Here is a 21,167-nt window from a genome sequence, read left to right as displayed (position 1 = left end):
GAAGGAGCTTCATCGCTCGACTTGCATGTGTTAGGCACGCCGCCAGCGTTCGTCCTGAGCCAGGATCAAACTCTCAATTTAAAAGTTTGAACTGCTTCAAGCAATTTGCTGACTATAATAGTCAATTTTTTTACATCTTYCGATGTGAGCCTCTACAAAATAGATTCTCAAATGAATTAACTGGTTTTACCTATGACGACTTTTACTATTCTACTAGATTTAAACTTTTTTGTCAATACTTTTTTAAAATTTATTTTCAAATTTTGAAAGTATTTTTTAAAGTTTTAATCCTTATCGCTTGGGCTGTTTACTTGCTTGCCTCAGCGACAAGATTTATTATATGCTAAATACTTCATGGTTTTTCTTGAAATTTAATCAAACAAAGAGGTTATCCTTATATTTCTTTTATATTCTTTTTTTTTCTTCAAATTACTACTATTGACACACGTGGAATAGTTATATTGACTATTATTAAAAAAACACCTTTAAATAGCCATTTATCACTATTTTAAGGTGTTTCTTTATCATTTTATTTACTATAGTTTTATTACTATATTACTTCACTATTAGTTTCTTTTCTTAGAATTTCTTCTGATGGCTTTTGAGCTCTCTTTTCAAAAAACTCTTCAGCTATTTGCGGAAATGCAAGATATGATAATACATCTTCATTAGAAGATACTTTTCCTTTTAATAGTTCTTTTGTTTTTTCAAAGGCTGGTTCTAAAGTAGATGCATATCTTCCTTTTATAGTTTCATCATCTCCTAAAGCTTTCTTCATAACTTCTGGATTTATTTTTCCTGGAGCTTTTCCATACTCTCCTTTACAATATGCTTTTACTTCTTTTAAAACCATTTTATATCTTTCTCCAGTTAGTACATTAACAGTAGCTTGAGTTCCAACCATTTGACTCATAGGTGTAACAAGCGGTGGATATCCTAAGTCTTCTCTTACTCTAGGTACTTCTTGTAAAACTGCATCTAATTTTCCAATAGAGTTTTGTGCTTTAAGCTGAGCTATCATATTAGATAACATACCTCCAGGTATTTGGTTTCTTAACCCTTCTGGTTGTGGTGTTAACACCTTTGGATCTAATAAACCTGAATCTAAAACTTCCTGTCTTATAGGTTTGAAAAAGTTATTTATGCTAGTTAACTTATCAATACTTAGATTTGTATCAAATCCAGCTGAAGTTAATGCTTGATGCATTGTTTCAGTAGGTGGTTGAGATGTACCACTAGAAAATGCTGATATTGCTGTATCTATTCCATCAACACCTGCCTGTGCTGCTCTATAGTAAGACATTTCACCCATGCCATTTGTACAATGTGAATGTAAAAATACTGGTATTTTTACTTCTTCTTTTATACCTTTTACTAAGTCATATGCTATATCTGGCATTATAAGCCCTGCCATATCTTTTATACATATTGAATTAGCTCCCATATTTTCCAACCTTTTTGCTAAATTAGCATAGTTTTTAACATCGTGTATAGGGCTAACTGTATATACTATTGTACCTTGTGCATGAGCCCCTTGTTTTATAGTCTCATCCATAGCCACTTCTATATTATCGTAATCGTTTAAAGCATCAAAAATTCTTATAATATCCATCCCATGATATACTGACATTTTAACAAATTCTCTTACTACATCATCTGGATAATGTTTATACCCTAATATATTTTGTCCTCTTAATAACATTTGAAGTGGTGTTTTTTTTACTATGCTTTTTATTTTTTTTAATCTTTCCCATGGATCTTCATTTAAATATCTTAAGCATGAGTCAAATGTTGCGCCTCCCCAACACTCTAATGAATAATATCCTGCATTATCTAATTCCTTAAGAATTGGAGCAAATTTTTCATATGGTAGTCTAGTCGCTATTAATGACTGATTAGCGTCTCTTAACACTGTTTCTGTTATATGAATCTTTTTCATTTATTAATCACCTCTATGTTTCAATGTCATACATTTTGTATTTTAGCACAAACCTATATAAAAATCTGCAATAAATCATTTATTTTTCTGAAAAATCCATTTTTCTTGAAAAATTAATAAATTAAATACTAAAATTCCAGTTTATTAATAGTTATTGACATTACACAGGAAAAATATTTATAATATATATATACTCTTTTAATTAATATGCGCCCGTAGCTCAGTTGGATAGAGCAACCCCCTCCTAAGGGGTAGGCCGGAGGTTCGACTCCTCTCGCGCGCACCACAGCCTAACAGACTATACTGTTAGGCCTTTTATTTTATTTAAATGCAATTTTAAAATCATTTTTGCGTCAATTAATATAAAAATATTACTAACTAGTAGGTGTTAAATATGAATCAAAATTCAGTTTTTATGGAAATTGCTATACAAGAGGCAAGAAAAGCTCTGATTTTTAATGAAGTTCCAGTTGGAGCTGTTATTGTAAAAGATAACAAAATAATCGCTACAGCCCATAATCTAAAAGAATTTAATAATGATCCAACTTGCCATGCTGAAATTTTGGCTATAAAAAAAGCATGCAAAGCTCTTAATAATTGGCGCCTTAATGATTGTAGTATGTATGTGACATTAGAGCCATGTCCTATGTGTGCAGGCGCTATAATTCAAAGTAGAATAAAAAATTTATATATTGGTACCTTTGACGACAGAAGCGGTGCCTGTGGTTCTGTATTGAATATAGTGCAAAATGATTCTCTTAATCATTGGGTAAATGTTCAGTGGTTATATAATAAAGATTGTAGTTTACTCCTAGAGAACTTTTTTAAACACAAACGTTAATTAAACATGAAAACAAAATATTAAATATTTCAAGAATATATAGAAAACAAAATATTAATATAATATAATTTTGTAATACATTTTATTATTATTTATTTTATTATATATTTGTATAATACTGTTATATGATACATTTTGGAGGTGTTAATATGGATAAAGTTGCGTTTTCTTTATTTGGAGTAGATATTGCGTGGTATGGTATATGTATTTCAATAAGTGTTATAATCGCAATTCTTTTAGCTCAATACACATGTAAGTTAAGGGATATAGATTACGATGATTTACTTACAATTTTTATTATAACTTTTCCGTTTTCTATAATTGGAGCTAGAGCTTATTATGTAATATTTGAATTTGATCAATATAAGGATAATCTAATTAATATATTTAATATTAGACAAGGCGGAATCGCAATCCATGGTGGTATAATTGCGGCTATAATAGTTTCTTATATTTTAGCTAAAAAGAAAAATATAAATTTTTTAGGTGGTATGGATGTTGCTGCCCCTTGTATAATTCTTGCCCAAGCAATTGGTAGATGGGGAAACTTTTTTAATCAAGAAGCTCATGGTGGCCCAGTTTCTCAATCATTTATCAGTAAATTTCCTACTTTTATACAAAATGGAATGTTAATTAATGGAACATATTATCATCCTACTTTTTTATATGAAAGTATTTGGGATATCATAGTTTGCATAATACTTATATATATTTTAAATAAGGTATATAAAAATGGTATAGTTTTCTTTACCTATATAGGACTATATTCCTTAGGAAGATTTTTTATTGAAGGATTAAGAACTGATAGTTTGATGTTAGGACCTATAAGAGTTGCTCAACTAATAAGCTTACTAGGAGTTTTAATTTGGATTATAGGAGTTATTTACTGTAACAAATCTAACAATAAACGTAAAAATAAATATTCATAAAGATTAATAAAGATTAGCCATGCAAAATTTTGCATGGCTATTTTTATTAATTTCCACTTTTCATTGGTATATATGGATATATTCTTGATGCTAAATTGCTTATTGGCATTGTTTGAAGATAAACTCTTCCTGGACCTGTTAAAGTTGTTAAAAACAAACCTTCTCCTCCAAACAACATATTTTTCACGCCTTTAACCATTTCTACATCAAAGCTAACTGTAGATTCAAAGGCTGCAACATGTCCTGTATCAACCTTAATTGTTTCTCCTGGTGATAAATCCATTTCTTCAACATGTCCATCAAATTCTAAAAATACTATACCTGGACCTGTCATTCTTTGAAGTATAAAACCCTCTCCTCCGAAAAGACCAGATGATATTCTTTTCTTTAAGTGAATTTTAAATTCAACAGAAGTTTCTGCTGCTAAAAACGCACCTTTTTGACAAATCAAAGTTTGTCCTTGATATAAATTTTTAACTAATAATTTTCCCGGTACTGAGCAAGGGAAAGCTATAGTTCCTTGTCCATTCGTACATGTAAATGTATTTAAAAATAAACTATCACCTGATAAAGCTCTTCCTATTCCCCCAAATAGCCCGCCTTTCATATTAGTATCCATAACAATATTCTCACTCATCCAGCCCATAGCACCTGATTCGGATACTACAGTTTCTCCCTGGTCTAATGTACATATTGCTACTGGCATGTTCCCACCTTTTATTTCATAATTCATAAAACACCTCTTAAATATTTTTTATAATATTATATATGTATAATATCGAAAAAAAAATGTTTTTTATAACAAATATAATAAAATGTTTAATTAATCCAACATATGCACAATTTATTAATAATATAATACTTGAAATTGTAACATTATAATAGTATAATGTTATTTACATAATGAATATTGTATGGAGAGATGTCCGAGCGGCTGAAGGAGCACGCCTGGAACGCGTGTGTAGGGGAAACTCTACCGAGGGTTCGAATCCCTCTCTCTCCGCCATGTCGTACTAGACGGGGAGTTAGCGGTGCCCTGCACCTGCAATCCGCTATAGCAGGGTTGAATTCCTCGCCTAGGTATTAATTTGTATGGTCTGGCCTATGTAAGTGGCGTTGATAACTGGGTCCCACGCAATAAAGACTCATGAACCTCGTCAGGTCTGGAAGGAAGCAGCGATAAGTGAGCCCCTTTATGTGCCGTGGATTAACCTGGTTTGAGTTAACTACATAGGTAACGCATATAAATTAATATCGAAGCGAGGTGTACGACTTTAAATCTTAAAAGTACAAGATGCATTTTTGCATCTTTTTTTTATACATAAAAAATTATATTATATTATATATAAGCTTAATTATAAAGTTTATAGTATTTCGTTTTAATTGTTGTAAATACTTTATAATATTATTGGTAAGATATGAGGTGAAACTATGGGTTATACTGCACTATATAGGAAATTTAGACCCCAAAAATTTGAGGATGTTGTTGGTCAAAACCATATAAGCACTACATTAAAAAATGCAATAAAGAGCGAAAGAATAGCTCATGCATATTTACTATGCGGAACAAGAGGAACCGGTAAGACCTCTACCGCTAAAATTTTTTCTAAAGCAGTAAATTGTCTTAATTCTCAAGATGGTGAACCATGTAATGAGTGTGAAATGTGCATTAAGATAAATAATGGAACTGCTATAGATGTAGTTGAGTTAGACGCAGCCTCTCATAATAAAGTAGATAATATAAGGGATATTATAGACGATGTACAATATCCTCCTCAAGAATCTAAATATAAGGTTTATATTATAGATGAAGTTCATATGTTATCTCAAGGTGCTGTTAATGCATTCTTAAAAACTTTAGAAGAACCACCTAGTTATGTTATATTTGTTTTAGCAACAACTGATCCACAAAAGTTACCTATAACAATACTTTCTAGGTGTCAAAAATTTGATTTTAAACGAATTAAAAATGATGATATATTTTTAAGACTTAAACAAATAACTGATATTTTAGGTGTTTATGCTGAAGATAAAAGCTTAAAACTAATTGCTAGAATATGTGATGGTGCAATGAGAGATGCCCTAAGTATTTTAGATCAAGCTATATCCATGAGTGATAACAAAGTTGAGTATGACAATATAGTTAAAATGCTTGGTCTTATGACCAATGATGATTTAATAACTCTTACAGACTTTATAATTTTAAAGGATATTGAAGGTGCCGTTAAAACCATTAATAATGCTATATCTTCCGGTAAAGATGTAAATTTATTTATTAAAGATCTTACTAAACATATGAGAGATTTAATGATGGTAAAGGTTACTGAAAATCCAGAAGAAGTTTTAGAAATGTCTATAGAAAATATAGAACTTTTAAAACTTCAAAGCGAAAAATTAAGAGTTGAAGAAATAATGAGATATATAAAAATACTTCAAGACACAGAAGAAAACGCTAAATATTCAAAGCAAGGAAGAATTTATCTTGAACTTGCTATAATAAAAATGTGTAAATTTGAATATGATACATCTCAAGAAGTAATTTTATCTAGAATTAATAAGATCGAAAATACTATAAAAAATGGTATAGTCTCAAATATAGTTTCTAATAATAAAGCTATCGATGAAAATAAAATATCAACTAAAAAAGATATATATGTACCTAAAGATTCAACACCTGAGACTTCTATAGAAGACAATGATGTAACTTTTGAAAATTGCTCTATTGACTTTGATACTGTAAATAAATCATTTAAAGACATTCAACAGCTATTAAAATCTAGAAAAAACATGGTTTTAGCAGCAGCACTGATGGTTGGAAAAATAAACTATGTTAAAGGGAATAGAATAAATATCATATTTGAAAAACAATATGAATTTCATAAAAAAAGATTAGAAAAAGAAGGCAATCGAAAAATTATAAACTCTATTTTTTCAGAAATTTTAAAGGCCAACGTTGTAGTAGACTATTCTATAGATAAACCACAAGAAGAATCTATATCTAAAGAAGATATACTTTTAAAAACTTTTGGAGAAGATTTAGTAGAAATAATTGATGAATAATATATTAAGATGTTAATATAAATAAAATAAGTAAAATAAATATTAATTTTAGTTACATTATTATCAAATATTATATATACTAATATATTGATAATATATAATATATTTACTTTAATTTAAAGGAGGAATAATTTATGGCAAAAGGTGGATTCCCAGGAATGGGTGGAAATATGAATAATTTAATAAAACAAGCTCAAAAATTCCAAAAACAAATGGAAGATATGCAAAAGGATTTAGAAAATAAAACTTTTGAAGGTAGAGCCGGTGGTGGTGCAGTTACTGCTGTAGTTAATGGAAAAAGAGAATTATTAAAAGTTTCTATTAAACCAGAAGTTGTTGATCCAGATGATGTTGAAATGTTAGAAGATTTAGTTATGCTAGCTTGTAATGAAGCTTTAAAAACAGCTGAAACTCAAACTGCAAACGATATGGGTAAATTAACTGGTGGCCTAAATATGCCTGGTTTATTTTAATAATAAATAAGCTAAAAACTTAGAGGTGAATAAATTGGATTTTTATCCTGTAGCAATAGAAAAGCTTATAGAAGAGTTTTCCAAACTTCCAGGTATAGGAGCAAAAACAGCTCAAAGATTAACCCTTTATGTTCTTAATTTACCTCGTGAAGAGGTTGAGGAGTTTGCTTCAGCTCTTGTTAAGGCAAGAGGAACTATAAAATATTGCCCTGTTTGTGGTAATTTTACTGATTCAACTCCATGCTCTATATGTTCAAATCCTAATAGAGATAAGTCAACAATTTGCGTTGTTGAACAACCTAAAGACATAATGACTCTAGAAAAGGTTCAAGAATATAATGGCGTTTATCATGTTCTTCATGGAACAATTTCACCTATGAACGGAAGAGGTCCAGAAGATATAAAACTAAAAGAGTTAGTTACTAGAATAAATGGAGAACCTAAAGAAATAATAGTAGCAACAAATCCTAATATTGAAGGTGAAGCTACTGCTATGTACATTTCTAAAATTTTAAAGCCTTTAGGAGTTAAAGTTACTAGAATAGCTCACGGTGTTCCTGTCGGTGGAGATTTGGAATATTCAGATGAAGTAACCTTATCCAAAGCACTAGAGGGAAGAAAAGAAATCTAGATGTAAATTATAATCAAAAAGAGGAAGCAATTTTAAAATTGCTTCCTTTTATTGTATTTTATATATTCATTAAAAGTATAATAATACCACTTTATGTAAATAATACTTGTAAAGTAGGAGGTTTATACTATGAATAAAAAACATGTTTTCAAATTAATATTTAAAGGAAAAAAGTATTCTAAAGAAGACATAGATATTATTACTCAATTAAATGATGCTTTGGAAGAATGGCAAAATGCAAAGAATTATTTTCAATTTGTTAGTGATCCTAAATTAATAGATTTAATAATATGTAAAGAAGATGAGGCAAAGTCTAAATACTTATATTTTCTTTCTTTAGCTAAAACCAAAGGCATAACTTTAGATGGAAGTTTAATGCTAGAAGAATTAAGTAGTACCTATAAATAATATTTTTCTCATATACTCCTTAATATTGATATATAATATTACTATAGGGTTCCAAGTTAAATTTTAAACTTATCTATTTATCAAATGAGAAAATTTTAAATTAATATTTTACTTCTAGTTAACGCTTATTTTAGTTAATAGTAAATGGTTAATAGTTATACTTGTTTTCTTAACGATAACAAAAATTTGGTGTATAACTTTAAATCTGAGCTTGTTTCCCTATATAATACCTATATTATAAATTATGTAACTACTGAGGAGATGATTTTATGGATACTGCTTTAATATTTATTGCTGCTGTTATAGGTTTATTTATAATTGGAAAACTTTTTGCATGGCCAATAAAGATTCTTATGAAGTTAATAATAAATGGAATTGCTGGAGGAATTTTATTATTATTAATCAACTTTGTAGGTGGTCCATTTGGTATATACATAGCAATAAATGCTGTAACTGCTTTAATAGCAGGTTTATTAGGTATTCCAGGCGTACTTTTTTTAATTATTTTTAATCTAATGGTATAATAAAAACCTACTCTATTTTAGAGTAGGTTTTTATTCGTCATCATATATACCTGATAATTTTTTTAACTTTTCTATATCATTTATATAAATTTCTTTAGTTTTTGTATCTATTATTCCTTCATTTTTTAATTCTTTCAAAATTCGAGTTACTGTAACCCTTGAACATCCTATTAAATTGGCTAATTCCTGATGTGTTAAAAGTAAATCTATAGTTTGTCTTCCATCAATATATTTAGGGCTTTGTGTTACTAATCTGTATAAAGTAGATGCTATTCTAACTTTAGGACTTTCCGCTAAAAAATCATATATTTGTGATAAGGCTATCCTATATTTTCTTATAATACTATGAATAAAAAAACTATAATACTCTGGATATTCACTAATTACTTCAGTTAAAACATCATAAGAAATATGGCTTATAACAGAATCTTCTAAGGCTATAATTTTTGAATGTATATGCTCATCTCCAAAATATGATATTTCACCATCTATCTCTCCACTTCTTAAATAAAAGAGTACTTTTTCTTGTCCTGATACTGTAAATGTAATGACTTTAACCTTTCCGGATACAACTATAATTAATTCATTTATATCTATATGGTTTATAGTTTCGTTTTTTTTATATGTAATTAACTTTCCCATTTTACTTAAGTTATTAAGAAAAAAATCTCTCATATTTTTTTGTTTGTCTAAATCAAATAATTTTTTATACATAATGTCACTACCTTTTAATATAAATAAAAAAGAGTAAGCTAACTTACCCTTTTTATTTTATAGTATACCACTTTTTATTTTATATTATTATTTATTTGTCATAAACTTTTTCCAATCACCATGATTTATGTAAGCACTATGTTTATCAAATATTTCTCTATCATTTAATGCATACTTATAAACATAACATTTTTCAACTATATCTTTATCTATATTATACACATCAACAACAATTCTATTATATTCGTTATCTTTACTATTAGGCTCATGATATCCTTCCATCTTATCCATAGCAACTATTACTTCTTCATAGCTGTCTACTTCCATGATTTCACCATAAACATAGTCTTCTCCATCTAATAGTGCTGGATATTTCTTATTTGGCATATGAAATAATTCACCTTTTATTCTGCCTAAATTACACTCTTTTACTTTTCCCTTTAAATATATGTCATAATTAAAAAAGCCAGTTCTTAAACTTCCATAAACAAATATTTTTAATCTTTCTTTTGGCTCTAACATTAGCAAATCGTCCCTCCTGTTATCTTTAGATCTTCACTATTTTCAACTGCAGCTTCTATACATAATTCTAAACCTTTTGATATGTCTTTTAGAGACATATATGGTGTATTAGGTTTTGAAATTACTTGATTTGGTATATACGGAACATGTATAAATCCACCTTTTATATTAGGATACTTTTTGTCTATTAAGTATAGTATCCCATACATAACATGATTACAAACAAAAGTTCCTGCTGTATTTGAAACTGCTGCTGGTATTCCATTATCATTCATTTTTTTTACCATAGCTTTTATTGGTAGACTTGAAAAATATGCTTTTTTACCATCTTCTTCAATCTCTATATCTATAGGTTGGTTTCCTATATTATCTTTTATCCTTGCGTCATCTATATTTATAGCCACTCTTTCTGGATTAATTCCAAATCTTCCACCAGCTTGACCAACTGATATTACAATATCAGGATTATTCATCTTTATAGCCTCATCTATATGTATAACAGACTTTCTAAAAACAGTAGGTATTTCTAACTTTATAACCTCTGCTCCAGATATAATATCTGGTAATAATTTAACCGCCTCTAATGCTGGGTTAACTTTTTCTCCTCCAAAGGGATCAAACCCTGTAATTAAAACTTTCATAATTTTTACCTCCTATGATGTCCTAAAATGCTAAGAAATACATTAATGGTATATGTAAAACCAAAAGTATTATAGCTACCGGTGCTTGATATTTTATAACTGCATTTTTATCTATAGTTTCTAACAATGCTGCTGGCATTACATTAAAGTTTGCTGCCATAGGCGTTAATAATGTTCCACAATATCCTGCTGTTAATGCTAACGCTCCAGCAATTGCCGGATTTGCTCCTTGCGCAAATACAAATGGAATTCCAACACCTGCTGTTATAACTGAAAATGCAGCGAAAGCATTTCCCATTATCATTGTAAATATAGCCATACCTAAACAGTACGCAGTTATTCCTATAAGTATATTTCCACTTGGAATAAAGCTAGATATTCCCCCGGCAATAACCTCACCAACACCTGCTGCAGTAAATAATGATCCTAATGCTGCTAAAAGCTGAGGCAGTATACTTGTAGAGCCAACTGACTGAAGCATTCTATCTCCATCTTCAATTAACATTTTTGGTGTAGCTTTTGTTATTGCAAAAGTTATTAATATTGCTGTAACTGCAGATATACCTATGGCAACTACACCACCTAAAGGTGTAAACTGTGCTATAACAAGAGCCACTACAGCTATTGCAATAGACGGTATAAATATTTTATTTCCTAACTTCTTACATTGTTCATGTGCAAACTCACTACTTAGAGGTTTTAAATTGCCTACCTTAACTTTCTTGCTTGCTGTTAATATTCCTAATACTACTAATAATCCTCCAACTATAGCAGGTGGAATAACTTTACCAAAAATAAAGATTATAGCTAATATACTCCAAAACATCATAGTTCCTATTTTTGCTTTATGATTTTTATCCTTAAACGTACTGAATGCTGTTGTTAACATAAGCAATCCAACCATGGTGTAAAATACTTCTAATAATATATCTGTTATAGCTTTTATATCCATACTAATTCCTCCTTCTTCTAGTTGTGTTTTTTCATTTCTCTCTGTATTGATTTATCTAATAAGTAATTTTGCAATGCTACTAATAAAAATGTTATTAAAGCTACTGGTATTGATGCTTTAGCTATATCTAAAGTGTTTGCTGTATATCCCAATTCAGTTAAAGTTCCAGCTATTAACAGTACCCCTGAACTTGCCATAAATACATTTTGAGCAAAGAAATTACCGTAGTTTTCCATAGCTGCTGCTGCACCTTTTATCTTATCCTCTAGTTTTTCATCTATTTCTCCATATTTTCCAACTGCCGCACCTTGAGCCATAGGGTTTATTAAAGGTCTTATAAATTGAGCATGACCACCTAATCTAACGGATGCTGCTGCAGCTGCCTCTCTTATAAATAGATATAAAGTAAGAGTTTTTCCTGTTGATAAATTTTTAGCTTTACTTATAAGTTCTATAGCTCTCTCTTTTAACCCGTATCTTTCACACATTCCTATGACCGGTAATGTCAATATAAAAAGCGACATATGTCTTTGACTAACAAAAGTAGAACCTAATATTTCTAAAATCTCAATAAAACTTATATTTGCTACTATACCTGTCACAACACCAGCTGATACAACTACAGCTATAGTATCTAATTTTAAAGCAAAACCTATAATAACTATAACAATTCCTATAAGTGTCATTTATTACATCCCTTTCTTTTTCAGATTTATCTTTTAAGTTTGTTTTTTTAGATTATACTGATAATTAATTTTTTATTCTGTATCTGTATATACAAATTTATAAAAATAAGCCTTTTGTTTACTAAAAATTAATATTTGCTTATATATTTAACCTATTTTTTGATATAAAGTTTAATATTAAATTTAATTAATATAATATTATAAATATTTTTATTATTTCTTGTTTTGTATACATTGACGAATATGTATCAATTGTTAAATATTTTTACAATGTTCCAAATTTTTTGAAAATTATGATAAAATATTAATATGGTAGTAGTTATAAGTTATTATTTAGGGGGGTGTTTATATGGGGAATATTTTAAATAAAGAAAAAACTAAATTTAAAAAATTGAAAAGAAGATATAAAAAAACTGATTCTAAAATAAAATCTTCTAAAAATGACTTGTTAAAAGAAAAACTCATTAGTTTTAAAGCCTTAAAAAAATTCACTAAAAACAACAAAAACTCTATAGGTTTAAAAATTTCTGCTACTATAAGTATTATAGTTATAGCCGCAATGATAATAACTACTAGTTTTATTTATATAAAAGGTTCAGCTATAATTTCAAATTTAAGCGAACATAGTTTAGAAACTATTGTTGAAAAATCTATAGATACAATTTCTACAATGATAGAAAAATATACTAGCGAAACAGTTTCCCTTTCTAATAATTCCTTTGCTTTTGAGGCTTTATCAAACTCAAAAGCTAATAATAAAAATATATTAAACACCTTTGATAATTACTTAAAAAATACACCTTCTGTTGAAAGATTGTCTTTAATAGATTTAAATGGTGTAGTAATAGCAGATAGTGAAAAAGATATGATAAATAAAAATGTATCCGATAAAAGTTTTCACGGCGTCAGTTCCTCAGGTGGTCAATTTGTAAGTAATTCTTTTAAATCTGAGAAAACACAAAAAAATGTTATGGTCTTTACTAATCCAGTAAAAGATTATACTAATCATGGACAATGCATAGGATATGTTGCTTCTTATGTTCTAGTTGACAGTTTTTCCAAGTATTTAAAAGACATAAATATTAATAAAGATGCAGTAACTCTTACAAGTTTACTAGATGAAAACGGAATATACATTCATAGTTCTAAGCCTGAATTATTAGGTACTGAATTGAATGTGGATGAACTTAAACAGATTGTAAAAAAAGCAAAAAATGGAATGAAAGTAAACATTTCATCAGTAAAATTCAAAGAAAATAAAGATACACTTATTGGTTCCTATGGTGTAATTCCTAAAACTAATTGGACTTTAGTTTTATATACAAATGAGAGAAATCTTCTTTCTCCACTTAGTGATTTAACTAAAACTATAGTACTTATCGCTGTTGTAGTTTCTTTAATTTGTTTAGTATTTGCTTTTATAATAGCGAAGTTTTTAATAAAGCCAATATTAGTAGCAAAAGATTTAGTTATAAAAACAGCTAAATTAGATCTATCACAAGATAATATAAAAATATCTAAATTAGGTAAAGATGAAATAGGAGAAATATCTTCTTCTGTAATAGATATGAGAAAAGTTCTTAGAGAAGTTGTGACAGAGCTTTCTGAAGTGGAAAATGTAATTACTTCTAACGTTCAAGTCGTTGAAAATTCTATAGAAAAACTTAAAAAGAATGCAGAGGAAACTTTTAATGATGTTTCAGTTTTATCTTATGGTCTTCAACAGACGGCTGCTACCTCAGAAGAAATGAATGCTTCTTCTGAGAAAATGAAAGTTGGAATAGATTCTATAGCTTCTGAATCACTTAATGGATCTGAAATAGCAAAATCCATAGTTAAAAAAGCTTTAGAATTTGAGAACTCCTCTTTACAGTCTAAAGAATTAACTGTTAACTTATATTCTGATGTAAAAAAAGAATTAGAACATGCACTTGAAACGTCGAAGGGTGTAAATCAAATACATGGACTTGCTAATGCTATAATGCAGATAACAGAGCAAACAAATCTTTTAGCGTTAAATGCTGCAATTGAAGCAGCTAGAGCTGGTGATGCTGGTAGGGGTTTTGCTGTTGTAGCTGAAGAAGTAAGAAAATTAGCACTTGAATCTAGAAAAACTGCTGCTAATATACAAAATTTAGTTAAAATTGTATATAATTCAGTAGAAAGTCTTTCTATTAGTTCTAAAAAAATGATAGATTTTATGGAATCTCAACTTAACTCAGATTATGAAAAAATGATTGAAACTGGTAAATCCTATTCTAAAGATGCTTCTTCTTTTGACAATTTTATGATTGATTTTAGTAAAGAAGCTCAAAATTTAAATATATATGTATCCGGATTAGTAGATGCTATAGATGAAGTTTCTCACACTATAAATGAAGGCGCAAATGGAACTTTGAATATATCTAATAAAACGGAAGAAATTGCATTAAAGCTAACTAATATTAATGATGCTTGCCTAAACAACAGGGATAGCGCATTAAGACTAACTAATATAACCTCTAAATTTAAACTATAAAAAAGATGCACTTTTAATGGTGCATCTTTTTTATAGTACCTATTCTTTCACCTATATTCACTGATGTTTCTATCCCTTTTTCACTTTGATTTTTTATATCTTCATCAATTGTTATAACATCTTTTTTTACTAAGAGGATTACTGTAGACCCACCAAATTTAAAATATCCTTTTTCTTCACCTTTACATATTTTAGAGTTTTCCTTATATGTTTGAATTATTGAACCTACGCAGGTGGCCCCCACTTCTATATAAACTATTTCTTTAAAATTATCACTTTTAAATACACTGTACTCCCTTTTATTTTCTATGAAAACTCTATCTACTTTTTCGAGAGCTATTGGATTTACTGAATAATATTTTCCTTTTATCTTTTTCGTCTTTAAACATACTCCATCATCAATAAAATGAAACCTATGATAATCTGTTGGGCATAGCCTAAATATAAGGCTTAATCCCCCTTCATATTCTTTAGCTAGTTTACCATCTCCTAATAAATCTTCTATACTATAATCAAATCCTTTAATATTAATTGTATTTTTCTTAGAACTAATATTGAGTGCTAGTAATTTACTGTCTGCTGGAGAAATAAAAATATCTTTATCCTTACTAAAGATTAACTTTTCTTCTTCTATTCCTCTGTAAAAAAATTCATTAAAGGACTTGTATTCATTTTCCTTATTTTTAAACCTACTCATATCAATATTGAACTCACTAATAAATCCATTTATTTTTTTCCTACTTAATTTACTATTACAATACATTCCGTATAATTTAGATACTACTTTCCTTTTTATAAATAATTCTAAGAATGTCTTTCCTACAGGTGATTCATATGTCCATCTTAAAATTTTCTCCCCTGCTATATTTTCTATTTCATATTTTTCTTTTTTTCTATTATAGTACTTAATCATATTCTTCTCCTAAATAAATTTATACCTTACTTTTTAAGGTACCTAATTTAAAATAATTTATACTTATTAACTATATCATAAAAAAAAGGTTGTTTTAACATAAAAACAACCTTTTTTACCTCTATTTATATACGTCTATATTTCTATATCCTTATCTTTTTCCACACCATCATATTCTCTTGAACTTTTTACTACTAATCCACTTAATACTAATAACGCAATTAAATTTGGTATAACCATTAATCCATTAAATGTATCTGCTAATTCCCAAACTAAATCTACTTTTAAAGTTGAACCAATAACAATTATAACCATTACTAATATTCTATATATATTCAATGCCTTTTTTCCAAATAAATATTTTATGTTTGATTCACCAAAGAAGTACCATCCTATTATTGTTGAAAAAGCAAAGAATAATAAGCAAATAGCTATGAACCCTTGTCCAAAATTACCTAGTGTTAGCTCAAACGCCTTTTGAGTTAATGCTATACCTTTTAACCCTTCCATGTTGTTAGCTCCACTTGTTATTATAGCTAATGCTGTTAATGTTAATATTACAAAAGTATCAATAAACACACTAACTATTGCAACTGATCCTTGTTCACATGGATGCTTCACCTTCGCAACAGCATGAGCATGTGGAGTTGAACCCATACCAGCTTCATTAGAGAATAAACCTCTTGCTACACCATATCTTACCGCTTGTTTTACAGTAACACCTATAGCTCCTCCCATAACTGCCTGAGGGTTAAAAGCACCAACAACTATCGCTTTGAAAGCTGGTAGTATTTCACTTCCGTTCATTCCTATTATTATAACTGCTGTAACTATATAAAATGCTGCCATTATAGGTACTATTTTTTCAGTAACAGATGCTATACGTCCCATACCTCCAAAAAATACAAAACCTGCTAATATAGAAACTAATATACCTATAATTAAAGGTGAAAAACCAAATGCATTATTAAATGCATCAGATATCGAATTGGCCTGCACTGCATTTCCCATAAAAGCTAATGCTAATATACAAGCTATTGCAAAAAATGTTGCTAGAAAAGACCCTATCTTTTTATTTTTTATACCATTTTTAATATAATATGCTGGTCCACCAGTAACCTCACCTTCAACTTTAGTTCTAAATAGTTGAGCAAGTACTGCCTCTGCATAAATTGTTGACATTCCAAAAAATGCACTTACCCACATCCAAAATATAGCTCCTGGTCCTCCTGAAGCTATTGCTGTCGCAGCTCCAGCTAAGTTTCCTGTACCAACTTGTGCCGCTATTGCTGTTGCTACTGCCTGGAATGAACTCATACCATCTTCTCCAGCTTTTTTACCTCTTAAGTTTAATCCACCAAAAATTCGTCTAAATCCCTCACCGAACTTTCTAATCTGCACAAATTTAAGCCTAACTGTGAAATATAAACCTGTACCTAATAACAACACTAATAATACCGAGTCCCACAATACTCCATTTACTTTAATAACAAAATCAAGCAATAAATCCATTAATAATTCCCCCATTCTACCAATGTATATTATAAAGTCACCATAGTTGATAGCATTGATTTAACTGATTTTAAATAAACTATTTGTAACTATAATAATTGATTATTTAATTATAAATATTTCCAATATACTTTAATTATAGATTATGCTTGTACTGTTTGAAATGTCTATAAATGTACTTTCTTTAGCTTTTTAGTGTATATTTTGTTAAATATATATTTATTTAATCTATTTTAATAAATATATAATTTTCTTAAAATATATTATATTCTTAAAATTTTCTTCCCTAAGTTTCTACTAATTTTTTATATAATAAAAATAATATTGTAGAAGATAAATATTTACTTTACCTAATAATATCTTCCCCAACCAGAGGTGATAGTTTTATACATAGCAAAACTTTTAAAATTATGTACTTTCATATAAAAAACCGTAGGCTATATAAACCTACGATTTTAAAAAATTTAATTTTTATATATTAAATATAATATAATCATACTTTATGAAAAAATTACTTCTTAGTAATAGATTCTAAATTATACTATTTCGTTTTTTATTGACTCTACTACATTACTTTTTTTAACACATGTTGAAGAAAAATAATAGGATAGGAAAATAGCTATAATTATAAGCATAGTATACCCTAGAATTACACCTAATGGTAAAACAGATATGAACTGAGCCCACGTTATTGGCATTATTTTCAATATAAACCAACAGATAAATAATACCATTGGAATACTGACAATAATAGGTGTTGCAGCGAAAAATAAACCTTCTAACATCAGTATTTTATTTAATCCTTTTGGCGTTAATCCTACTGATCTAAGTATAGCAAATTCTCTCTTACGTAATCTAAGATTATTGGAAATGGTAGAAAAGACATTAAAAATACCAATTAACCCAATCATTAATGCTATAGCAAAGACACTAATGTCTGTAGCTCTTTGAACTAATTCGTCGTAATTTTTTTCTTCCAATAGACTCCATATCGTAAAATCTTCAGTTCCAAGATAAGAACTACAAATCTTATTTAATTCCTCCTTTATGCTTGGACTAGCCTCCTCACCGACCAACAAATCAATTGACATATTGTTGGATTCAAGTATACGTTCTGGCATAAAATTACTAACTATTTTCTGATATGTTTTCATAGGTACTATACAAGCTACGCTGTATCCACCCATTCCTAATTCCCCTGGAAATACCTCTGTCACAGCTCCTACTTGAAAATTAAATTCATAATTTGCATTCATATCATTTTCTACTTTTTCATTTAAAACTAGCTCATCACCCACTTTTACATTTAGCAATGGCATTTTTTGTCTAATTTTTGAATCCTTTGGTGTATGATATGAACTGTCTAATAGTATTCCTGTAACTACACCATCTTGATAGTACTTATCAGAATTAGTACTAATTTCTTCACAATACTTTTTAAATGATTCATCGCTTAATGCAACTAGATTTGATATAATTCTATGTTTTCCATTTTCATTTAATATATTGTATTTCATGGTGTTTACCCCATCAAATCCTCCAGATTTAGCAAAAATATCTGATTCTTGTTCTGATGTTACATAGGTTGTAGTACGTACGTCTCTTCTAATTACGCTCCCTTTAACTTCTGGTAATGAAATAATTTTATTTATCATCTCATCACTTGGTTCATCAGCAATTTTTAAATTAACTCTCATATCATATTGTGTCATTTCACGGTTTTCAGACATACCTAAATTATATATAGATATAAAGGCAATATACCCCACTATTAAGCTAAAACATATTGAAAGAGATAGTACAGCTGTACGTAAACTTTTTTTGTTAGCTGAAAATTGCGATCTTGCTAACTCCCCTTCTGTACCAAATATTTTATTAATTATTCGGTGGCTTTTTTGTTTTTTCAATTTTACTTTATTACTATTCTGACGTATTCCAACAATAGCTGGTACTTTCGCTACTTTTCTTGCTGGAATATATGCTGATATTAAAACAGTAATCAATGAAATAATGATAGAAAAACCAACTACTACCCATGAGAAGGAAATATCTATTTTTCTAAAACCTTCTACAGCACTAAGAATTTTATTAACTTTAAAAACAACCATATAACTAAATAGATATCCTGTTATAATACCTATTGGCAATTGAATAATCCATAGCAAAAACCCTTCATATATAACAGAATGCCTAATTTGCCTTGGAGTTGCTCCTAAACTTTTTAGAATGCCTAGTTGTTTAATCCTACTATTAGCAGATAGTGAAAATGCATTATAGATAATAAGGATAAATGTTCCCATAACTAGTAAAGTAAGTATCATTACCATTGCTATTATTCCAATGATTTGAGTGCTCTCATCATTTTTATTTGTAATTCCATATAAAGTTAATAAAGATGTGTTGTACTTAACGTTATATTGTCCATATTCATTCTTAGTTAATCCTGCAGATTTAGCAATTTGGGGTAATATCTCATATATTTTACGTGGATTTACCAAACGCATATAAACCGTAAGTTCATCTTCAGGTTGAATTTTTGAAGTATCCAAGTATCCCATAGCAGTATATCCAGGAAATATAGACATCTCTCCAGAAATATCTATCTCTCCAACTATAGTATATGTCTTAGTCTCTATTTCTTTAAAAGTCTCCCCTGTTTGTTTATAACTGTTTCCTCTAATTACTTTATCACCTAACATACGATTACCTGTAGGAATCGTTAATTTATCACCAATTTTATATGAAGGATTCTCCACGAAAAATAATTTTGATACAACAATTTCTCCAGATTTTTCTGGAAATTTACCTTGCGTAAGATTATCTTTCAAATCCAGATCAGACCAATAATTTGCATCTGCATCTCTCATTATCAGATAGGGACGTTTTGTATTTGAAAGTTTAGTAGTAACCCATGATCCTTTAACCATGGTGGTTTCAACCTCTGGGTTTTCTGTTACATATTTAAATTTATCACCTGATATATAATCCCATAATTCCCCATGCCAATAACCTTCATGTTCAATTGTTGAGGTTACTTTTCCTTTCCATACAGTATGTACAAATATACATAGTGAACATAGAAGTGCTGAGGAAATTATAATAGCAATCATTATAGAAATTGTATGTCGCTTGCTTTTTCTCAAATGATTATATGTATATTCATTCATAATATTCATTGCTTAATCACCTCATCTGATACAATTTTACCATCATCTATTCTAATCATTCGATCTGCTGATAATGCAATTTTTTCGTCATGAGTAATCATTAAAATAGTTTGGTTATACTCTTTATTTGAAATTTTCAACATTTCAAGAATACTCTCAGAATTTTTTCTATCAAGGTTTCCAGTAGGTTCATCTGCTAAAATAATAGAAGGTCTATAAATTAATGAGCGACCGATAGCAACCCTTTGCTGTTGACCACCTGAAAGTTGGTTTGGTAGATGATTAAGTCTTTCGTTTAAACCAAGCATTTTTGCAACCTTATCAAATTCTTCTCTTTTAGGATTTCTGCCATCTAACAACATAGGTAATAATATATTTTTTTCAACAGTTATTGTAGGAATAAGATTGAAAAACTGATATATTAAACCTACTTTTCGTCGACGAAATAAAGCTAATTTAGTTTCATTCATTGATGAAATATTAGTGCCATCGATATATATTTTTCCACTTGTAGGTTTATCCACTCCCCCTAACATATGAAGGAGTGTAGATTTACCTGATCCACTAGCTCCAATTATTGAAACAAATTCTCCTTTGTTTATTTTTAAGTTTAAGTTATCCAATGCAGTAACCTTTGTCTCACCTTTTCCGTAAGTTTTTGTAAGATTTTCAACTCTTAATATTTCCAAAATATTTTCCCCTTTCTTATTAACTCATACTTTTAAAATATTCATGAT

The 21,167-nt window shown here is 28.9% G+C and carries 19 protein-coding genes, 2 tRNA genes, 1 rRNA gene and 1 other RNA gene; 11 read left to right on the top strand and 12 right to left on the bottom strand.

Going from position 1 to position 21,167, the window contains the following annotated elements:
* Nucleotides 1-81, bottom strand: a 16S ribosomal RNA gene (locus ACYUE0_RS15200); the annotation flags it as partial.
* A gap of 469 nt (nt 82-550) precedes the next feature.
* Nucleotides 551-1,939: a pyruvate carboxylase subunit B gene (locus tag ACYUE0_RS15195; RefSeq protein ID WP_061997078.1), complete on the bottom strand. Its 1,389-nt coding sequence runs from the start codon at nt 1,937-1,939 to the stop codon at nt 551-553.
* A 209-nt stretch (nt 1,940-2,148) separates the two neighbouring features.
* Here ACYUE0_RS15195 and ACYUE0_RS15190 point away from each other — a divergent pair.
* The 3 genes from ACYUE0_RS15190 to lgt all read left to right on the top strand — a co-directional run bounded on the left by ACYUE0_RS15190 (nt 2,149) and on the right by lgt (nt 3,709).
* Nucleotides 2,149-2,225: transfer RNA gene (locus ACYUE0_RS15190), tRNA-Arg, on the top strand.
* Nucleotides 2,226-2,333: 108 nt separating this feature from the next.
* Complete coding sequence (locus tag ACYUE0_RS15185) at nt 2,334-2,780, top strand: nucleoside deaminase (RefSeq protein ID WP_061997076.1); 447 nt, start codon at nt 2,334-2,336, stop codon at nt 2,778-2,780.
* 149 nt (nt 2,781-2,929) lie between these two features.
* Complete coding sequence (lgt, locus tag ACYUE0_RS15180; RefSeq protein ID WP_460271318.1) at nt 2,930-3,709, top strand: prolipoprotein diacylglyceryl transferase; 780 nt, start codon at nt 2,930-2,932, stop codon at nt 3,707-3,709.
* Between the two features lie 46 nt (nt 3,710-3,755).
* Here the strand turns inward: lgt and ACYUE0_RS15175 are convergent, their stop codons facing one another.
* Nucleotides 3,756-4,442, bottom strand: coding sequence for a TIGR00266 family protein (locus tag ACYUE0_RS15175; protein ID WP_061996429.1), 687 nt, complete (start codon nt 4,440-4,442; stop codon nt 3,756-3,758).
* A 183-nt stretch (nt 4,443-4,625) separates the two neighbouring features.
* On the opposite strand from ACYUE0_RS15175, the gene ACYUE0_RS15170 reads away from it, so the two are divergent.
* The 7 genes from ACYUE0_RS15170 (at nt 4,626) to ACYUE0_RS15140 (ending at nt 8,805) form a co-directional block, all read left to right on the top strand.
* A tRNA-Ser gene (locus ACYUE0_RS15170) sits at nt 4,626-4,715 on the top strand.
* Between the two features lie 2 nt (nt 4,716-4,717).
* Nucleotides 4,718-4,981, top strand: an RNA gene (gene ffs / locus ACYUE0_RS15165) — signal recognition particle sRNA large type.
* A gap of 159 nt (nt 4,982-5,140) precedes the next feature.
* Nucleotides 5,141-6,769, top strand: coding sequence for a DNA polymerase III subunit gamma/tau (gene dnaX, locus ACYUE0_RS15160; RefSeq protein WP_460271316.1), 1,629 nt, complete (start codon nt 5,141-5,143; stop codon nt 6,767-6,769).
* A 134-nt stretch (nt 6,770-6,903) separates the two neighbouring features.
* Complete coding sequence (locus ACYUE0_RS15155; RefSeq protein ID WP_010299592.1) at nt 6,904-7,242, top strand: YbaB/EbfC family nucleoid-associated protein; 339 nt, start codon at nt 6,904-6,906, stop codon at nt 7,240-7,242.
* A gap of 34 nt (nt 7,243-7,276) precedes the next feature.
* On the top strand, nt 7,277-7,873 hold the full coding sequence (recR, locus tag ACYUE0_RS15150) for a recombination mediator RecR (RefSeq protein ID WP_010299594.1): 597 nt from the start codon (nt 7,277-7,279) through the stop codon (nt 7,871-7,873).
* 129 nt (nt 7,874-8,002) lie between these two features.
* Nucleotides 8,003-8,281: a DUF2508 family protein gene (locus tag ACYUE0_RS15145; RefSeq protein WP_061996431.1), complete on the top strand. Its 279-nt coding sequence runs from the start codon at nt 8,003-8,005 to the stop codon at nt 8,279-8,281.
* Nucleotides 8,282-8,550: 269 nt separating this feature from the next.
* Nucleotides 8,551-8,805 carry a pro-sigmaK processing inhibitor BofA family protein gene (locus ACYUE0_RS15140; RefSeq protein ID WP_061996432.1) on the top strand — a complete coding sequence of 85 codons (255 nt, stop codon included), beginning with the start codon at nt 8,551-8,553 and terminating at the stop codon, nt 8,803-8,805.
* Between the two features lie 30 nt (nt 8,806-8,835).
* Here the strand turns inward: ACYUE0_RS15140 and ACYUE0_RS15135 are convergent, their stop codons facing one another.
* The 5 genes from ACYUE0_RS15135 to ACYUE0_RS15115 all read right to left on the bottom strand — a co-directional run bounded on the left by ACYUE0_RS15135 (nt 8,836) and on the right by ACYUE0_RS15115 (nt 12,320).
* The gene (locus tag ACYUE0_RS15135) at nt 8,836-9,519 is read right to left on the bottom strand and encodes a Crp/Fnr family transcriptional regulator (protein WP_061996433.1); all 684 of its coding nucleotides are present in this window, start codon (nt 9,517-9,519) and stop codon (nt 8,836-8,838) included.
* Between the two features lie 87 nt (nt 9,520-9,606).
* Entirely contained in the window at nt 9,607-10,041 is a 435-nt protein-coding gene (locus ACYUE0_RS15130) for a gamma-glutamylcyclotransferase family protein (RefSeq protein WP_082761269.1), read from the bottom strand.
* Entirely contained in the window at nt 10,041-10,682 is a 642-nt protein-coding gene (gene pcp / locus ACYUE0_RS15125) for a pyroglutamyl-peptidase I (protein ID WP_061996435.1), read from the bottom strand. Before pcp ends, ACYUE0_RS15130 begins: the two co-directional genes overlap by 1 nt.
* A gap of 22 nt (nt 10,683-10,704) precedes the next feature.
* A complete protein-coding gene (locus tag ACYUE0_RS15120; RefSeq protein ID WP_061996436.1) occupies nt 10,705-11,634 on the bottom strand; it encodes a DUF979 domain-containing protein in 930 nt (309 codons plus the stop codon).
* Between the two features lie 17 nt (nt 11,635-11,651).
* A complete protein-coding gene (locus tag ACYUE0_RS15115; protein WP_061996437.1) occupies nt 11,652-12,320 on the bottom strand; it encodes a DUF969 domain-containing protein in 669 nt (222 codons plus the stop codon).
* Nucleotides 12,321-12,669: 349 nt separating this feature from the next.
* Here ACYUE0_RS15115 and ACYUE0_RS15110 point away from each other — a divergent pair, with 349 nt between their 5' ends.
* Nucleotides 12,670-14,838: a methyl-accepting chemotaxis protein gene (locus ACYUE0_RS15110; protein ID WP_460271312.1), complete on the top strand. Its 2,169-nt coding sequence runs from the start codon at nt 12,670-12,672 to the stop codon at nt 14,836-14,838.
* A 13-nt stretch (nt 14,839-14,851) separates the two neighbouring features.
* On the opposite strand, the gene ACYUE0_RS15105 is transcribed toward ACYUE0_RS15110, so the two are convergent.
* The 4 genes from ACYUE0_RS15105 to ACYUE0_RS15090 form a co-directional block, all read right to left on the bottom strand.
* Nucleotides 14,852-15,751 (bottom strand): phosphatidylserine decarboxylase, encoded by a 900-nt coding sequence (locus tag ACYUE0_RS15105; RefSeq protein WP_460271310.1) that lies wholly within the window; start codon nt 15,749-15,751, stop codon nt 14,852-14,854.
* Between the two features lie 135 nt (nt 15,752-15,886).
* On the bottom strand, nt 15,887-17,263 hold the full coding sequence (locus ACYUE0_RS15100) for an alanine/glycine:cation symporter family protein (RefSeq protein WP_061996440.1): 1,377 nt from the start codon (nt 17,261-17,263) through the stop codon (nt 15,887-15,889).
* A gap of 536 nt (nt 17,264-17,799) precedes the next feature.
* The gene (locus ACYUE0_RS15095) at nt 17,800-20,439 is read right to left on the bottom strand and encodes an ABC transporter permease (RefSeq protein WP_460271307.1); all 2,640 of its coding nucleotides are present in this window, start codon (nt 20,437-20,439) and stop codon (nt 17,800-17,802) included.
* Nucleotides 20,436-21,119, bottom strand: a complete 684-nt coding sequence (locus ACYUE0_RS15090; protein ID WP_010299618.1) for an ABC transporter ATP-binding protein — start codon at nt 21,117-21,119, stop codon at nt 20,436-20,438. Before ACYUE0_RS15090 ends, ACYUE0_RS15095 begins: the two co-directional genes overlap by 4 nt.
* Between the last annotated feature and the right edge of the window lie 48 nt (nt 21,120-21,167).

This window comes from Clostridium sp. CTA-19 (genome assembly GCF_054767855.1).
The sequence above is the reverse complement of the archived record's forward strand: the minus strand, read 5'-3'. Positions and strand labels throughout refer to the sequence as shown.

What these genes read in the sequence shown, in the direction of transcription:
- ACYUE0_RS15110 (WP_460271312.1), top strand. Translation starts at nt 12,670, where the DNA reads ATGGGGAATATTTTAAATAAAGAAAAAACTAAATTTAAAAAATTGAAA.
- dnaX (WP_460271316.1), top strand. Translation starts at nt 5,141, where the DNA reads ATGGGTTATACTGCACTATATAGGAAATTTAGACCCCAAAAATTTGAG.
- lgt (WP_460271318.1), top strand. Translation starts at nt 2,930, where the DNA reads ATGGATAAAGTTGCGTTTTCTTTATTTGGAGTAGATATTGCGTGGTAT.
- ACYUE0_RS15155 (WP_010299592.1), top strand. Translation starts at nt 6,904, where the DNA reads ATGGCAAAAGGTGGATTCCCAGGAATGGGTGGAAATATGAATAATTTA.
- ACYUE0_RS15120 (WP_061996436.1), bottom strand. Translation starts at nt 11,634, where the DNA reads ATGGATATAAAAGCTATAACAGATATATTATTAGAAGTATTTTACACC.
- ACYUE0_RS15140 (WP_061996432.1), top strand. Translation starts at nt 8,551, where the DNA reads ATGGATACTGCTTTAATATTTATTGCTGCTGTTATAGGTTTATTTATA.
- ACYUE0_RS15130 (WP_082761269.1), bottom strand. Translation starts at nt 10,041, where the DNA reads ATGTTAGAGCCAAAAGAAAGATTAAAAATATTTGTTTATGGAAGTTTA.
- ACYUE0_RS15175 (WP_061996429.1), bottom strand. Translation starts at nt 4,442, where the DNA reads ATGAATTATGAAATAAAAGGTGGGAACATGCCAGTAGCAATATGTACA.
- ACYUE0_RS15145 (WP_061996431.1), top strand. Translation starts at nt 8,003, where the DNA reads ATGAATAAAAAACATGTTTTCAAATTAATATTTAAAGGAAAAAAGTAT.
- ACYUE0_RS15095 (WP_460271307.1), bottom strand. Translation starts at nt 20,439, where the DNA reads ATGAATATTATGAATGAATATACATATAATCATTTGAGAAAAAGCAAG.
- ACYUE0_RS15135 (WP_061996433.1), bottom strand. Translation starts at nt 9,519, where the DNA reads ATGTATAAAAAATTATTTGATTTAGACAAACAAAAAAATATGAGAGAT.
- ACYUE0_RS15185 (WP_061997076.1), top strand. Translation starts at nt 2,334, where the DNA reads ATGAATCAAAATTCAGTTTTTATGGAAATTGCTATACAAGAGGCAAGA.
- ACYUE0_RS15115 (WP_061996437.1), bottom strand. Translation starts at nt 12,320, where the DNA reads ATGACACTTATAGGAATTGTTATAGTTATTATAGGTTTTGCTTTAAAA.
- ACYUE0_RS15195 (WP_061997078.1), bottom strand. Translation starts at nt 1,939, where the DNA reads ATGAAAAAGATTCATATAACAGAAACAGTGTTAAGAGACGCTAATCAG.
- ACYUE0_RS15100 (WP_061996440.1), bottom strand. Translation starts at nt 17,263, where the DNA reads ATGGATTTATTGCTTGATTTTGTTATTAAAGTAAATGGAGTATTGTGG.
- ACYUE0_RS15105 (WP_460271310.1), bottom strand. Translation starts at nt 15,751, where the DNA reads ATGATTAAGTACTATAATAGAAAAAAAGAAAAATATGAAATAGAAAAT.
- pcp (WP_061996435.1), bottom strand. Translation starts at nt 10,682, where the DNA reads ATGAAAGTTTTAATTACAGGGTTTGATCCCTTTGGAGGAGAAAAAGTT.